Raw genomic sequence first — 14,653 nt, 5'->3', positions numbered from 1 at the left:
GAAAGATAACAAGCCGTGCTTCTTATTAGGAAGCACGGCCTTTTTGTAATCACTTAATCACTGCTGTCGAATTGTTACGGTTATTGAACCGTAGCAATTAGTACAAACGAGTACGGCGTGCGTTCTCGCGAGCCAATTTTTTAGCGTGGCGCTTTACTGCTGATGCTTTTTCACGTTTACGTACAGTCGTTGGTTTCTCATAGAACTCACGACGGCGCACTTCAGCTAATATCCCTGCTTTTTCGCAAGAACGCTTAAAACGACGCAGTGCTACGTCAAATGGCTCGTTTTCACGTACTTTAATTACCGGCATGTGCCTTTCACCTCAAAAAAATCGGTTTTTGCTAGCAATATCATAGCCAGCTCTCTTCAAAATGGTGCGGAATTTTACTTCAATGTGTAGGGCTTTGTAAAGTGCTGTATAAAAACGAAACGCACAAAATCGGCCAATTAATTATTTTTAATAAAAAAATAGTTGGCATAATCTAGCTGATAATGGATAAGCCATACAAATTATTTATGTTAATTATAACTGATTTAATCCAGATAGACAGTTATTTATTTACTGAGAAGTTGCACCTTTTTTACATAAATAGTGATAAACTTGCGTTATTAGCGAAGGTGGTGAGTAATATATGCGTGTTTTAGGTATAGAGACATCTTGCGATGAAACGGGTATCGCGATTTATGATGATCAAGTCGGTTTATTAGCCAATCAATTATATAGTCAGGTAAAATTGCATGCCGATTATGGTGGTGTAGTGCCTGAATTAGCTTCTCGCGATCATATTCGTAAAACAATTCCTTTAATTAAAGCGGCATTGCAACAAGCGGATTTAACCGATAGTGATATTGATGCTGTTGCTTATACCGCAGGGCCAGGTTTGATCGGCGCTTTATTGGTGGGAGCAACAATAGGGCGTTCGTTGGCGTTTGCCTGGCGAGTGCCGGCTATCCCTATTCACCATATGGAGGGGCATTTACTGGCGCCAATGTTGGAAGAAAACCGTCCTGAATTCCCTTTTGTGGCGCTATTGGTTTCCGGTGGTCATACTCAGTTAATTAATGTCATGGCGATTGGTCAATATCAGTTATTAGGCGAATCAATTGATGATGCTGCAGGTGAAGCTTTTGATAAAACAGCAAAATTATTAGGATTAGATTATCCGGGTGGGCCGGCATTATCATTGATGGCTCAACAAGGACAGGTGGATCGTTTTATATTTCCTCGTCCGATGACAGATCGCCCTGGACTAGATTTTAGTTTTTCCGGTTTAAAAACGTTTGCTGCCAATACCATTCGTAATAATAGGATGGATCAACAAACCGCTGCGGATATTGCTCGGGCATTTGAGGATGCCGTTGTGGATACATTAGTGATCAAATGTAAACGCGCTTTAGAGCAAACGGGTGCTAAACGGTTGGTTATGGCGGGTGGTGTAAGTGCAAATCGTACATTACGACTGAAAATGGCAGAATCGATAACAAAAATTGGCGGACAGGTTTTTTATGCTCGCCCAGAATTCTGTACCGATAATGGCGCAATGATAGCACTAGCTGGTATGATCCGTTTAAAAAGTGGCGTCAGTGATAGTCTGGATATCACGGTTAAAGCGCGTTGGCCACTGGCAGATTTGTCACCGTTAACATTCAAATCGTTGCATAAATCGAATTAAAGCATAAAAATTAATAATGGGATCAATCATTTTTTTCTTGTTTTTTAGTGGCTTGAATAATTTCTTTATCAGTTTTTTCGCTTTTTTTCTTTATTTTTTGCCATATACGGCTCTCTTGTCCCCGCCATAGCCGCTGAATGTTATCATGATGACGAAAGAGTATTAGACATGAAAGCATCGCCACCGGGAAGGTGAACTCTGGTTTAAACCACCAAACATAAAAGGGAGCTAATATAGCAGTGACAATCGCGCCTAATGATGAATATCCGCTGAGTAGTACAGTGAGTAGCCAGGTACCAGCGATAACGCCAGATAACCCCCAGCCAATGGCGACAATGGAGCCAAAAGCTGTAGCAACGCCTTTTCCGCCTTTAAAATGAAAGAAAATCGGGTAAATATGGCCTAAACAGGCGGCAATGGCGATAATTCCAAGATAAAAGGGCGGGACATTTAAATAATAGGCTAGCCATACAGGGATCATTCCTTTTAGAATGTCGCAAATGAGCACGGCTACGGCAGCTGCTTTACCACCGATTCGTAACACGTTTGTTGCTCCAGGATTCTCGGAACCATGGTATCGAGGATCAGGAAGACCTATCAATCGGCAGATCAAGACGGCACTGGAGATTGAACCACAGAGATAGGCGAAGATAATCATGCCAAGTGCGATTGCACTCATATCATTACTCCAAATAATCAAGATCTTTTAACTTAAGGTATTAATAATAATTGTATTTTATCGAAGTATTATTTGCATACCGAATTTTGAAGATCAGGGTAATATCAGAACATTAATAAAATATACAGTATAGTAGTAAGTAAAACTAACAAATATCTATCTAGATTTATTTTTAAGTTATGATGAATTATTTTTTCAACCTTTGGGTTTCTAGCACTATTTGGCCGCATAATAATTTTTATTCCCCTATTATTACCGCAAATTTTACTAAAATGTGTGATCATAGGGTCATTTTCCCAATGAAAATAGACAAGTATCTGGATAGTATTTATTGGTATAGATTAAACATGAGAGAAGGGTAAATGGACATTATATTTATTGAGCAGTTATCAGTATTCACAACTATTGGAGCTTATGATTGGGAACAAACTATCCAACAAAAACTGTTACTAGATATCGAAATGGGATGGGATACTCAGCATGCGGCTAAAAATGATCAAGTGGAATATTGTTTAGATTATGCTCAGGTTAGCCAAGTGGTAATTGAACATATAGAAACTCAAAAATTTGCTTTGATAGAACGGGTTGCGCAGGAGGTTGCTGATATTATTTTAAATCAATTCAATAGCTGTTGGGTACGCGTTAAAGTCTTTAAACCTGGTGCGGTGGCACGTGCTAAGCAGGTTGGTGTGATTATTGAACGAACAAAATCGGCTTTAGGTTAACTTAAATGGGTAAAATGGTTTGTTGCCGCCGCCAATCAGTTAATGCCTGAATACGCTGTCGAGTAAGCTCATCCCTGATCGCGATACCTTTAATACCCTGTTCAATAAGATTTTTACTTGATACTTTTTGTACTGTTTCAAATGCCTCAATAACAAATTTTGCTTGTGGATAAGTGATATGCTCTCGTTCCAGCCAACTACGGGCATCGGCTTCACAGGCAATAACCAGTTGATTGATACGCTCTGGTTTTCGCCAACTATCTAATTGATTGAATAGATTGATCACACTTTCAGGTTGTAACTGATTAATTTGGTGGATTTGTTGATGAAAACGGGCAACTAATTTAGCTAATTCCTTGATTCTACTAGGAATACGCAATCGGTTACACATAGCCTCAATCAAGGGAATAGCCTTGATTGCATGATCCCCATGAGCAGGCCATTGTTCTGGCGGGGTCAATGCCTTACCAAAGTCATGGCAGAGGGCAGCGAAGCGAGTTTCGATATTGTCAGTTAATGATGCCGCCATTTTTAAGGTTAACAGCGTGTGTATTCCGGTATCCATTTCGGCATGTGATTCTGTTGCGCTGGGTATGCCAAATAATTGATTAATTTCAGGAAAAAGAATAGCTAGTGCGCCACAATCACGTAAGACATGAAAATAAGTTTCTGGCGCAGATGATTGTAATGCTTTTTCTGTTTCGCTCCACACTCTTTCTGCACTAATTGTACTAATTTCATGATTAGAAACCATTTTTTTCATCAAAGACTGTGTTTCATTGGCAATAGTAAATTTTTGCTTAGCCAGTCGAGCAGCAAAACGCGCCACTCTAAGTATGCGTAAAGGATCTTCTGCAAAAGCTGTGGAAACATGGCGTAATAAGCGGTTTTTTATATCTTGTTCACCTTGGAAAGGATCAATCAGTTTGCCATCTTCAGTTTGGGCAATGGCGTTAATTGTCAGATCTCGACGTAACAGATCCTCTTCTATCGTGACATCAGGTGCGGCATGGCAAGAAAAGCCGGTATAGCCTACACCGGTTTTGCGTTCTGTACGGGCAAGGGCATATTCTTCACGTGTTTTGGGATGGAGAAAAACGGGAAAATCCTTGCCTACTTGCTGGAAACCTAATTTGATTAAATCATCTGGAGTAGCGCCAACCACGACCCAGTCACGGTCAGAGACTGGCAATCCTAATAGCTGATCTCTTACCGCACCACCAACAAGATAAATCTGCATGCTATTTTCTTTAATTCATCCAGCGATCATTACGTTTTTTACGTCGAGGAATAATATGAGGTAATAACAAACCAAAAATTAAACCAGCACCGGCAACCCCACCGCCATACATAAACCACTGCAAAATGAGTTCACGGCGATTATCATCAAGATTAATTTGCGCAATTTCTAATTTTTTTCCTGAGCGAATTAATTCATTTTTTAGTTTTTCGTTTTCTGCAGTTAGGTTAGCAATAATTTGATCACTGGCGGCAACTTTGCTTTGCATTTCGCTGGTTTGATTATTCCAGTTACTATCAATGTTAGTTAATTTTTCACGTAATTCTTGATTTTCCTTTTCGAGTAAGGGAATACGTGCTTTTACACTGGGTGTTTGGCTAAGTTGATTTTTGGGTAACCAGGCGACTCGGCCTTTATAATCACGAATTTGAGCGTAGCCGGTTTCTTGATCTGTGCTTAATAATTGAACTTGATCACCGCTTTTTAGGCTACCAATAATACGATAATCGGTTCCAGGCCCTCGGTGGATAAAGGTGGGGAGTTCATCAGAAACATAAAGAGTTTCTTCCGCTTGTGTCGTCATTGAGAGGTTTAATCCTATCAATGCTAGAATAAATAAAGGAAATTTTCTCATTGTATTCAACTATCTTCAAACTGTGAAAAAAAGTGCTATTAGCTGATACTAATGCGTTAAATGTATTGATGCAAATCTAAAAAAGTAAAATAATGATTCTTTAAATTGATTTGCCATTATTAATAATATTTCATTTTTTATTATTTTCAGGCAAAAACATAGAATAAAATTCTCTATCAGTTATTTTTCTGGTATTTAGTTATTAATATAGTTTAATTCAATATTATAATTATTTTTTTTTAGCAAATATATGTTGCTGACGGTAAGAAAAGTGAACCCGCATTGATTGCCGTTTTCTAGCTTATTTATGTTAAACTTGTAGATCTTTTCAATCGTTAGTCATGAGGTTGTCCGTTAGTTTTTGTCAACAACATAGTAAATTGAAAATGATAATCTACATTAAGTATGAGTCTAGACAGTATAAATAAAAATTGTAACGTTTATTCTTAGGGATAGAAGATGTCAGAAAATCTGGACTAAATATGAGTCATCTAGAAATTGAATTAAAGTTGTCGGTTCGTCCGGAAGCTATTAAGCGGATCCGTGAAAAAATCATATCCTTTCCCTATACGCATTTTTCCTTACATAAGCTGTCAAATATCTATTTTGAGACAGTGGATCATCAATTACGTCGCTGGGATATGGGGTTAAGGATCCGCGGTTGCGATGGTCGTTACGAAATGACGATGAAAACCGCCGGTAAGGTTATGGGTGGTTTACATCAACGACCTGAATACAATATTGAAATTCATAAACCTGAGATCAATCTTTTAGCATTTCCGGCCGAAATATGGCCTAAGGATACCGATGTTAATCGTTTACAGTCTCAGTTAACAACCTTATTTTATACCAATTTTTCTCGTGAAAAATGGATTGTTACTTATCTAGGTAGTGAAATTGAAATTGTATTAGATCAAGGTAGTATTTATGCTGGCGCCAGAAAAAAACCTATTATGGAAATTGAACTGGAACTGAAAAGGGGCACTTTAATTGAGCTTTTAGCGTTAGCAAAAGAGTTTGTTAATATTGAAGGATTGCGCTTAGCAAATAAAAGTAAGGCTGAACGAGGCTATTCACTGATCCAAACTAGCGATCATGTAGACACTGAGCTCTTATTGCCTCCTTCTAATTGGTTTACTATGCCGATTGAACAGGGTTTAAGCCAGTTATTAGTATATTGGCAGTGCTATGAGGAGTGTTGGTTAGAGAATCAGTTGCAAGCAAAGCAAAATTTAAGTCATTTGTTAGTCATAATAGAGCAATTTTTAGTTCATTATGCTTATTCTGTACCTCATTTTATTCAAACACTGCCATTAAAGGAAATAACAATATTATCAATGGCTACCGATATACAACCGGAAATACTCTGTTATAGTGCGAATTGGTTGCGTTGCAAACTGGCTTTTACCCAATGGCTTACCGCGTTAACACTAGCCTAATGAAAGGCATTTTATGAAATTGCTGCCATCAATATTGGTTCAGCAGGCGCAATGGGTGGTAGATGATTTTCAGTGTCATGCGCCTGAACTTTTACCGCTATCGCCGCAAGAAAAAATATTTTTTGCCTTAAGTGATTTTGCCTATCAGCAGATCAAAAACCATCCAGCTTGGTGGACGGCTATTCGTCAACAGCCACCGCAAATAGGCGAATGGCAACATTATCATCAATGGTTAACCAAACAGCTAGCCAATATTGCTGGTGAGGAGGAGTTGCAGCGGATCCTAAGGCAATTTCGTCATCAAATGCTAATTAGGATCGCCTGGTTACAACTATTCCATGATGATAGCAATAGTAAGCTGCAGATATTACGGCATTTGAGTGAGTTAGCCGAAACGTTAATCATCGTTGCGAGAGATTGGCTGTATGCGGTGTGTTGTCGAAATTGGGGAACTCCTTGTGATCCAGAGGGACAACCACAACCATTACTGATCCTTGCTATGGGCAAATTAGGCGGTGGAGAGTTAAATTTCTCGTCCGATGTCGATTTGATTTTTGCCTTTCCTGAAAATGGTGCTACCCAAGGGGGACGCCGTCAGATGGAAAATAGCCAGTTTTTTACCCGATTAGGCCAAAAATTAATTAACTTATTGGCGCAGAAAACGATAGATGGTTTTGTCTATCGGGTTGATATGCGCCTTCGTCCGTTTGGTGATAGTGGGCCATTAGTTTTTAGTTTTGCTGCTTTAGAAGATTATTACCAGGAACAGGGACGCGACTGGGAACGTTATGCGATGATCAAAATGCGCATTATAGGTGATGATAACTCAGTTTATAGTGATGGATTAAAAAATATGTTGCGTTCCTTTGTTTTTCGCCGCTATATCGATTTTAGTGTTATTCAATCGTTGCGTAATATGAAAAACATGATTGAGCGTGAAGTCCGTCGCCAGGGTTGGCAAGATAATATTAAATTGGGTGCCGGTGGTATCCGTGAAATAGAGTTTATTGGCCAAGTTTTCCAGTTAATTCGAGGTGGCCGTGAACCTAGCTTACGCTCGCCGGCTTTGTTGCCTACATTAATCGCTATTGATGAGCTTTCATTGCTGACAACAGAACAGGTAACGCAATTAACGGATAATTATCTGTTTTTACGGCGAACAGAAAATATATTGCAATCTATTAATGATCAACAAACTCAGATGTTACCTAAGCAAGCTTTACAACAGGCGCGACTGGCATGGGCGATGGGGTTTAACGATTGGCCGGCATTTTATCAGCAACTTACAGCTAGAATGCAAAGTGTCCACGCGATATTTGTGCAAATTATTGGTCGAAATGATGAGAAAAGCGATGATACTCTGTTAACATTTTTTGTTTATTTCTGGCAACAAATTAGTAGTGAAAGTGAACTGGAAACCCTATTATCTGAGTGTAAAGACGAGAAAAAACAAAATATTATTAAACAGTTATGGCCATTTCGCCAAGATTTAGCTAAGCGAACCATTGGTCCCCGTGGTCGCGAGGTACTTGATCAATTAATGCCAAAATTGATAGCTAAAATCTATCATAGAGATGATATTAATCGGATTTTACAACGAATTATTCCCTTGCTTATCAGTATAGTTAGTAGGACAACTTATTTAGAATTAATTTTAGAATCTGAACAGGTATTAACGCATGTGATCCGTTTTTGTGCAGCATCACCAATGATTGCTGAGCAATTAGCTCGTCATCCATTATTACTAGATGAATTAATCGATCCCTTCTCACTTTACCAGCCATTACCCGTTACCGCTTATCGCGATGAATTACGCCAATATTTATTGCGCATTGATGAAAATGATGATGAACAGCAGCTTGAAGCATTGCGGCAATTCAAACAAGCTCAGCTTTTACGCATTGCTGCTGAAGATATTGCTGGCGTGCTTTCGGTTATGAAAGTGAGTGATCATTTGACCTATTTGGCCGAAGCTATTATTGAAGTAGTGGTACAACTGGCGTGGAATAAATTAACTAAGCGTTATGGTAAACCTGCTCATCTATCTCAACAACCAGTTGGCGTAACCGGTTTTGCCGTTGTAGGTTATGGTAAACTGGGTGGCTTTGAATTGGGGTATGGTTCTGATTTAGATTTAGTTTTTTTGTTTGATTGCCCATTAGGTATTGTCACCGATGGGCAACGCGTCATTGAAGGTCGCCAGTTTTATTTACGACTCGCCCAGCAAATTCTTCATCTCTTTAGTACCCGAACTTCTTCAGGTATCCTTTATCAGGTAGATGCTCGTTTGCGCCCATCAGGTGAATCTGGCATGTTGGTGAGTACATTCCAATCATTCGAGGATTATCAGAAAACGCAAGCCTGGACTTGGGAGCATCAAGCTTTGATCCGAGCGCGAATGGTTTTTGCTGAACCGCAATTAGAACAAGCGTTTAACCGAATTCGACGAGAAGCTCTGCTCATACCAAGAGAAGAAACGATATTGCGTCAGCAGGTCGTTAAGATGCGACAAAAAATGTATCAGCACCAAGCTAACCGGCAGCAGGCATATTTTGATTTAAAAACCGATCCTGGCGGTATCACTGATATTGAATTTATTGCTCAATATCTGGTATTACGTTACTGTGCAGATAATGTAGCATTACTTCGTTGGTCAGATAATGTGCGTATTTTTACCTTGTTAGCTGAATATGCGGTAATGTCTAACGAGGAAGCTGAACAGCTAATTAAGATTTATACTGAAATGCGAGACACATTGCATCATTTGTCATTACAGGCGTTGCCCAGCAAAGTGTTAGTCTCTCAGTTTAAACAACAACGTGAAAAAGTCCTGCTTATTTGGCAAAAATGGTTTTATGCCAATTAAGTTGAAATAGAATTGACTGGCCATACTTTTTAATATGATTGATAGGGCTGGGCTATGTTACTATTGGTAGCAATCTTGATTGCGGTAATTTATTTGTAATTGGAGTAAGGATGAAAATCACTCTCCCTGATTTTAAACAGGCTAATATTTTGGTGATCGGCGATGTTATGTTAGATCGTTATTGGTATGGATTAACTAACCGAATTTCGCCAGAAGCGCCCGTTCCAGTTGTCAAAGTGGAAATGAAAGAAGAACGGCCAGGTGGTGCAGCTAATGTTGCTATGAATATTGCTGCTTTAGGCGCTAATGTTCGTCTGGTAGGGCTGACAGGTATTGATGATGCTGCTGAAGTATTAACAGAGAAACTCAATCAAGCCAATGTATGTTGTGATTTTGTTACCTTATCAACGCATCCTACTATTACTAAGCTGAGAATTCTATCTCATAATCAACAACTTATTCGGCTTGATTTTGAAGAAGGCTTTGCTAGTGTCGATATAAATCCGCTGTTAGATCGTATTCGGCAAGCTTTGCCACATGTTGGGGCACTGGTATTGTCTGATTATGGTAAAGGTGCTTTAGCACAAATTTCACAGATCATTGCATTAGCAAATACTGCTCAAGTACCGGTACTTATTGATCCGAAAGGTAATGATTTTGAGCGTTATCGTGGAGCGACTTTATTGACCCCCAATATGTCTGAATTTGAAGCCATTGTTGGTAAATGTGCTAACAATGCTGAAATTGAGCAGAAAGGAATGAAGTTAATTGATTCCCTTGATCTTAAAGGATTACTGATCACTCGTTCAGAACGAGGGATGACATTATTACAACGTGAAAAACCGCCTTTACATTTACCGACCCAAGCGCAGGAAGTTTATGATGTTACCGGCGCCGGCGATACGGTTATTGCTGTGTTGGCCACGGCGTTAGCCGCGCGACAGGATTTTCATCAAGCTTGTGTATTAGCTAATGCGGCCGCTGGAGTTGTGGTTGGAAAACTAGGTACTTCAACTGTATCACCGATTGAGTTGGAGAATGCCATTCATGGTCGCGCTGATGATGGTTTTGGGGTGATGAATGAACAGCAACTAAAGCATGCGGTTGCTGCGGCTCGTAGTCGTGGTGAGAAGATCGTGATGACCAATGGTTGCTTTGATATTTTACATGCCGGGCATGTTATCTATTTAGCCAATGCGCGTAAACTAGGCGATCGATTGATTGTTGCTGTCAATAGTGATGCTTCAACTAAACGGCTAAAAGGTGATGATCGTCCTATTAATCCATTAGCTCAACGTATGACCGTATTAGGAGCGCTAGGTTCGGTAGATTGGGTGGTCTCGTTTGAAGAGGATACGCCTCAACGCCTGATCAGTGAAATCTTACCCGATGTATTAGTTAAAGGTGGTGATTATAAGCCGGAAGATATTGCCGGTAGCCAAGAGGTCTGGGCGGCAGGTGGCGAAGTTAAAGTGCTTAATTTTGAACAAGGGCTGTCTACAACAAATATCATTAATAGCATTATGAAAAATGATTAATATTTTGGCATAAAAAATAGCAATGCCACGATAGTAATATCGTGGCATTTTTGTTATTCATTTTTGTTTTCGTTAGCTACCTCTTTTTTTTCTAATTGTTCGATGCGTTTTTCCATTTCGATCATTTTTTCACGGGTGCGCAGTAAAACTTGTGTCTGAATATCAAATTCTTCACGCGAAACTAAATCGAATTTTCCTAATTGGGACTGTAATATTGCCCGTAGCTTTTTATCAAGATCTTCGCCTAAGTCACGTATCCCTTGCGGTAAGGTATCTTTGATCTGGCGAACAACTTGTTCAATTTTTTTCGCGTCAAGCATTACTATATCCTTTCAGGTCACAAATTATAATCTATCGGTTATTTAATAATAGATCTTAAAATAATCAGCTAGCTTTGACAAAATTATTTTTAATAAATTTGGTGATAAAAATGGCTCTAAATTAGCGGAAATAACCACATAAAACCAAGTTGGCTGACTATATAGATGATAATACTGTTTCAATCATATATTTTGCTGTTGTTGATTGCCACAGATCTATATTCACGATATAGTTTAGCTGTTTATCTCAGGGCGGGGTGAAATTCCCCACCGGCGGTGATATTTATTCTGCTAATTGAATAACCAAGTCCGCGAGCGTTCCGTTGTAGCAATGTGCGATGGAAGTCAGCAGATCCAGTGAGATTCTGGAACCGACGGTTATAGTCCGGATGGGAGAGAATAACGATATCTGTAGTTTTGCGATCTGCCAATTGTGCGCAGGTTTTTAAGATACTAGTTTGATTTTTTATACTCCCAAGCTCGCCCTGGTTCTGGTAATTTAGTATTTATTGATGAGGTTTTACCATGAATCAGACGTCACTTTCCGTATATGGCACTCCGATCGAACGTATAGAGCGCGCTCTTGAGGCATTACGTCAAGGTAAAGGTGTTATGGTACTTGACGACGAAAGCCGTGAAAACGAGGGTGATATTATTTTTGCCGCTGAAACAATGACAGTTGAACAGATGGCATTAACTATCCGCCATGGCAGTGGAATTGTTTGTCTTTGTATAACGGAAGAACGCCGTAAGCAGCTAGCATTACCAATGATGGTTGAAGAAAATTCCAGTCAGTTTCAAACCGCATTTACTATCACTATTGAGGCTTCTGAAGGGGTGACAACCGGGGTCTCGGCCAGTGATCGTTTAATGACTATTCGTAAAGCCATTGCCGATGATGCAAAGCCTACCGATCTTAATCGGCCAGGGCATGTTTTTCCGTTAAGAGCCCAACAAGGGGGAGTATTGCAGCGTCGCGGTCATACCGAAGCGACCATTGATTTGGTGACTTTAGCCGGTTTTAAGCCAGCAGGCGTTTTATGTGAGTTGACAAATGACGATGGTACCATGGCCCGTATGCCAGAAGTGCTTATCTTTGCCAAGCAACATGATATGCCGGTAATAACGATTGAAGATCTGGTAACCTATCGTCAGCAATTTACTCAAAAGGCCGGTTAGCCGACGGAATAAGCCATATTTCATGATGGAATTTTGTCCTATATGAGTTTTATGGTTAACCAGTGCTGTCATACTGGAAAGTGTTTATTAAATAACAAACACATTTTAAATCTATCGCTATAGAGTGGAAATATAGGCTGAGTGCTTAAACGAATAAATTTGCTTGGCTGAACTGAGGTGGAGTGCTCAGACAAAAAATAGTTGCTAATTAATTTGTCCGCCGGCTAATTTTATTGTCTATTTTTAATCTGCTAATCATAATAGTAACAACAGCAAGATAATGATTAGCTTGTCATTATCTTGCGCCTATGTTGCAAAAGTTAGTTTAGAATAATATGCGGATAAAAACGGGACAGATCCTGGGTAATTAATTGCTTGTCTTCTCGAATACCAATTCCTGCCGGTTGATCATTTACCAGCCAACTACCGATTAAGGTATAGTTATTTTCAAATTGAGGCAGGGGATAAAATTGTTGAATAATCATACCTTCTTCGCCATATGGGCCATCTATTGAGGCAATTTCACGTTCATTATCGATGATACGAATATTTGCCCCTTCGCGTGAAAAAATAGGTTTGATCACATAGCGATCCAGTTTCGGCGGATTAGCTTCAGCAAAATAAGCAGGTAACAGATTGGGATGATTAGGAAACATTTCCCATAACATAGGTAGTAATGCCTTGTTAGAAATAATGCTTTTCCAGGCTGGCTCTAACCACTTTACTCCGGCATCGGCTAACTTAGTAGAAAAAATCTCTCTAAACATAAACTCCCAAGGATATAATTTAAACAGATTGCTAATAACTTGATTATTAGGATCGGTAAATTGTCCTTTTTCACCTAAACCAATTTGATCAACATAGAGAAATTCGGTTGCAATATTGGCTTCGTAAGCACAGTCTTGTAAGTATTGGATAGTGCCGCGATCTTCGTCACTATCTTGACAGCAGGCAAAATGTAACCAGTTAAAGCCAAATGATTCACGTAGTTGCGTAAAGCGTTCAATAAGTTGCTCTTGTATACTATTAAATTGATCAGCATTGGCTGGTAAATTGCCAGCATTGATCTGATCTTCTAACCAGATCCACTGAAAAAATGCGCTTTCATATAAAGATGTGGGTGTATCTGCATTATTTTCTAATAATTTTGCCGGTGTTTTACCATCATAAGCTAAATCTAATCGGGAATAGAGTGAAGGTTGATTAGTTTTCCATGAGTGATTAACAAATTCCCAACAATGTTTAGGGATCTGAAATTTTAACAATAATTCCTCGTTATTCACTACTTTTTCCACCACTTGCAGGCACATTTGATGTATTTCAGCGGTGGTTGCTTCAAGATCTTCCACTTGTTGCATAGTAAATTGATAATAGGCATTTTCACACCAATAAGGTTCACCGTATAAGGTGTGAAAATGAAAACCAAATTCAGTTGCCTTTTCTTTCCAATCAGGGCGTTCAGTGATGGGCATCCTTATCATCGCCATTAACCTCCCATAGAACGCTGAGAAGACGAAGTGGCACTTTGACGCTGCATGTGAGCCTGTTGTTTAACAACTGATTCGCCGAAACCACCACGAGTGATAGTGGTCGTCGTTGCCGGTTTGGGGGCAAGAGCTGATGGCGGTACAGTCATTGTTCTGCCTCCCGCTACCGCCGGTCCATAGTTTTTGCCACTGGCATCCACAAATTTTCCATTGGCCGGACTTGCAGGATTGTTTGAGCTAAACAGAGGTTGCGCTGCAGGCGCTGGGGCATTTGCACCACCACCCATTAGGCGTCCCATCATATAACCTGCCATTAATGGCATCCAGAAACTACCACTTTGTCCACTGGCTTGATTTTCTGCCAAACCGGCTTGAGCTGGAGTTTGTGTTGCAGTTTGAGCTGTAGTTTGCGTTGCAATTTGGCTGGAAGCCTGAGTACATTTTTCTTCACCAAATTCAGCCACACAATCTTCACGTGTCGCATATTTAGGTGCAGTTTTTGCTGCTTCCTGCAATGCATTTTTATAAGCAAGCGAACATTGTTCACTTTGAGCGGGGTTTTTCTGGGCACAATCCTCTGCATTAGTATATAAAGATACGCTTTCGTCGCTTTGTTCACAAGCGGACAACATAAATACCGTACTAATCGCTAAGGCGACAGGTGCTAAGCGGTAGGCGCGCCAGCTTTTACGAAAAGCATCTTGATTAATATTCTTCGTGCGCTTTATTTTCATCATCATTTACCTATCCTAAAGGTCGAAATAAAAATCGTCAAACTAGGATAGAATAGGGTAATTACGGTGGAAATTAAAGCATAAAGCTGACAGAAATATGGCTATCAATCGGATTATTTATTTTAAGTGGTAAAAA

At 39.7% G+C, this 14,653-nt stretch carries 13 protein-coding genes and 1 riboswitch; of the genes, 6 read left to right on the top strand and 7 right to left on the bottom strand.

Annotated elements, in window-relative coordinates; genetic code table 11:
- Nucleotides 1–97: 97 nt before the first annotated feature.
- The gene (rpsU, locus tag LDL57_RS04025; RefSeq protein WP_026821546.1) at nt 98–313 is read right to left on the bottom strand and encodes a 30S ribosomal protein S21; all 216 of its coding nucleotides are present in this window, start codon (nt 311–313) and stop codon (nt 98–100) included.
- A 322-nt stretch (nt 314–635) separates the two neighbouring features.
- Between rpsU and tsaD the strand changes: the two genes are divergently transcribed.
- A complete protein-coding gene (gene tsaD, locus LDL57_RS04020; protein WP_180560115.1) occupies nt 636–1,676 on the top strand; it encodes a tRNA (adenosine(37)-N6)-threonylcarbamoyltransferase complex transferase subunit TsaD in 1,041 nt (346 codons plus the stop codon).
- Between the two features lie 22 nt (nt 1,677–1,698).
- Here tsaD and plsY read toward each other — a convergent pair whose 3' ends face one another.
- Nucleotides 1,699–2,355, bottom strand: a complete 657-nt coding sequence (gene plsY, locus LDL57_RS04015) for a glycerol-3-phosphate 1-O-acyltransferase PlsY (protein ID WP_180560116.1) — start codon at nt 2,353–2,355, stop codon at nt 1,699–1,701.
- A gap of 362 nt (nt 2,356–2,717) precedes the next feature.
- Here plsY and folB point away from each other — a divergent pair, with 362 nt between their 5' ends.
- Complete coding sequence (folB, locus tag LDL57_RS04010) at nt 2,718–3,080, top strand: bifunctional dihydroneopterin aldolase/7,8-dihydroneopterin epimerase (protein WP_180560117.1); 363 nt, start codon at nt 2,718–2,720, stop codon at nt 3,078–3,080.
- Between the two features lies 1 nt (nt 3,081).
- Here folB and LDL57_RS04005 read toward each other — a convergent pair whose 3' ends face one another.
- A complete protein-coding gene (locus LDL57_RS04005; protein ID WP_180560118.1) occupies nt 3,082–4,320 on the bottom strand; it encodes a multifunctional CCA addition/repair protein in 1,239 nt (412 codons plus the stop codon).
- A 10-nt stretch (nt 4,321–4,330) separates the two neighbouring features.
- Nucleotides 4,331–4,954, bottom strand: coding sequence for a TIGR04211 family SH3 domain-containing protein (locus tag LDL57_RS04000; RefSeq protein WP_180560119.1), 624 nt, complete (start codon nt 4,952–4,954; stop codon nt 4,331–4,333).
- Between the two features lie 482 nt (nt 4,955–5,436).
- Between LDL57_RS04000 and LDL57_RS03995 the strand changes: the two genes are divergently transcribed.
- The 3 genes from LDL57_RS03995 to hldE all read left to right on the top strand — a co-directional run bounded on the left by LDL57_RS03995 (nt 5,437) and on the right by hldE (nt 10,797).
- A complete protein-coding gene (locus LDL57_RS03995) occupies nt 5,437–6,393 on the top strand; it encodes a CYTH domain-containing protein (RefSeq protein WP_180560120.1) in 957 nt (318 codons plus the stop codon).
- 13 nt (nt 6,394–6,406) lie between these two features.
- Complete coding sequence (gene glnE, locus LDL57_RS03990) at nt 6,407–9,259, top strand: bifunctional [glutamate--ammonia ligase]-adenylyl-L-tyrosine phosphorylase/[glutamate--ammonia-ligase] adenylyltransferase (protein ID WP_180560121.1); 2,853 nt, start codon at nt 6,407–6,409, stop codon at nt 9,257–9,259.
- 110 nt (nt 9,260–9,369) lie between these two features.
- Nucleotides 9,370–10,797, top strand: coding sequence for a bifunctional D-glycero-beta-D-manno-heptose-7-phosphate kinase/D-glycero-beta-D-manno-heptose 1-phosphate adenylyltransferase HldE (gene hldE / locus LDL57_RS03985; RefSeq protein ID WP_225507099.1), 1,428 nt, complete (start codon nt 9,370–9,372; stop codon nt 10,795–10,797).
- A 53-nt stretch (nt 10,798–10,850) separates the two neighbouring features.
- Here hldE and ubiK read toward each other — a convergent pair whose 3' ends face one another.
- A complete protein-coding gene (gene ubiK / locus LDL57_RS03980) occupies nt 10,851–11,117 on the bottom strand; it encodes a ubiquinone biosynthesis accessory factor UbiK (RefSeq protein ID WP_180560123.1) in 267 nt (88 codons plus the stop codon).
- A gap of 239 nt (nt 11,118–11,356) precedes the next feature.
- A riboswitch (FMN riboswitch) is annotated at nt 11,357–11,522 on the top strand.
- A gap of 120 nt (nt 11,523–11,642) precedes the next feature.
- On the opposite strand from ubiK, the gene ribB reads away from it, so the two are divergent.
- Nucleotides 11,643–12,296: a 3,4-dihydroxy-2-butanone-4-phosphate synthase gene (gene ribB / locus LDL57_RS03975; RefSeq protein ID WP_225507097.1), complete on the top strand. Its 654-nt coding sequence runs from the start codon at nt 11,643–11,645 to the stop codon at nt 12,294–12,296.
- 320 nt (nt 12,297–12,616) lie between these two features.
- On the opposite strand, the gene LDL57_RS03970 is transcribed toward ribB, so the two are convergent.
- Together LDL57_RS03970 and LDL57_RS03965 are read right to left on the bottom strand one after the other, a co-directional pair.
- Nucleotides 12,617–13,777, bottom strand: a complete 1,161-nt coding sequence (locus LDL57_RS03970) for a glutathionylspermidine synthase family protein (protein ID WP_180560125.1) — start codon at nt 13,775–13,777, stop codon at nt 12,617–12,619.
- 5 nt (nt 13,778–13,782) lie between these two features.
- A complete protein-coding gene (locus LDL57_RS03965) occupies nt 13,783–14,517 on the bottom strand; it encodes a DUF1190 family protein (RefSeq protein WP_180560162.1) in 735 nt (244 codons plus the stop codon).
- Between the last annotated feature and the right edge of the window lie 136 nt (nt 14,518–14,653).

Source organism: Arsenophonus apicola (assembly GCF_020268605.1).
Taxonomy (GTDB): Bacteria; Pseudomonadota; Gammaproteobacteria; order Enterobacterales; family Enterobacteriaceae; genus Arsenophonus; species Arsenophonus apicola.
This window is presented reverse-complemented; position numbering and strand designations above follow the sequence as displayed.

Excerpts from the sequence above, each read along its gene's own strand:
- rpsU (WP_026821546.1), bottom strand. The coding sequence starts at position 313 with ATGCCGGTAATTAAAGTACGTGAAAACGAGCCATTTGACGTAGCACTG.
- tsaD (WP_180560115.1), top strand. The coding sequence starts at position 636 with ATGCGTGTTTTAGGTATAGAGACATCTTGCGATGAAACGGGTATCGCG.
- plsY (WP_180560116.1), bottom strand. The coding sequence starts at position 2,355 with ATGAGTGCAATCGCACTTGGCATGATTATCTTCGCCTATCTCTGTGGT.
- folB (WP_180560117.1), top strand. The coding sequence starts at position 2,718 with ATGGACATTATATTTATTGAGCAGTTATCAGTATTCACAACTATTGGA.
- LDL57_RS04005 (WP_180560118.1), bottom strand. The coding sequence starts at position 4,320 with ATGCAGATTTATCTTGTTGGTGGTGCGGTAAGAGATCAGCTATTAGGA.
- LDL57_RS04000 (WP_180560119.1), bottom strand. The coding sequence starts at position 4,954 with ATGAGAAAATTTCCTTTATTTATTCTAGCATTGATAGGATTAAACCTC.
- LDL57_RS03995 (WP_180560120.1), top strand. The coding sequence starts at position 5,437 with ATGAGTCATCTAGAAATTGAATTAAAGTTGTCGGTTCGTCCGGAAGCT.
- glnE (WP_180560121.1), top strand. The coding sequence starts at position 6,407 with ATGAAATTGCTGCCATCAATATTGGTTCAGCAGGCGCAATGGGTGGTA.
- hldE (WP_225507099.1), top strand. The coding sequence starts at position 9,370 with ATGAAAATCACTCTCCCTGATTTTAAACAGGCTAATATTTTGGTGATC.
- ubiK (WP_180560123.1), bottom strand. The coding sequence starts at position 11,117 with ATGCTTGACGCGAAAAAAATTGAACAAGTTGTTCGCCAGATCAAAGAT.
- ribB (WP_225507097.1), top strand. The coding sequence starts at position 11,643 with ATGAATCAGACGTCACTTTCCGTATATGGCACTCCGATCGAACGTATA.
- LDL57_RS03970 (WP_180560125.1), bottom strand. The coding sequence starts at position 13,777 with ATGATAAGGATGCCCATCACTGAACGCCCTGATTGGAAAGAAAAGGCA.
- LDL57_RS03965 (WP_180560162.1), bottom strand. The coding sequence starts at position 14,517 with ATGAAAATAAAGCGCACGAAGAATATTAATCAAGATGCTTTTCGTAAA.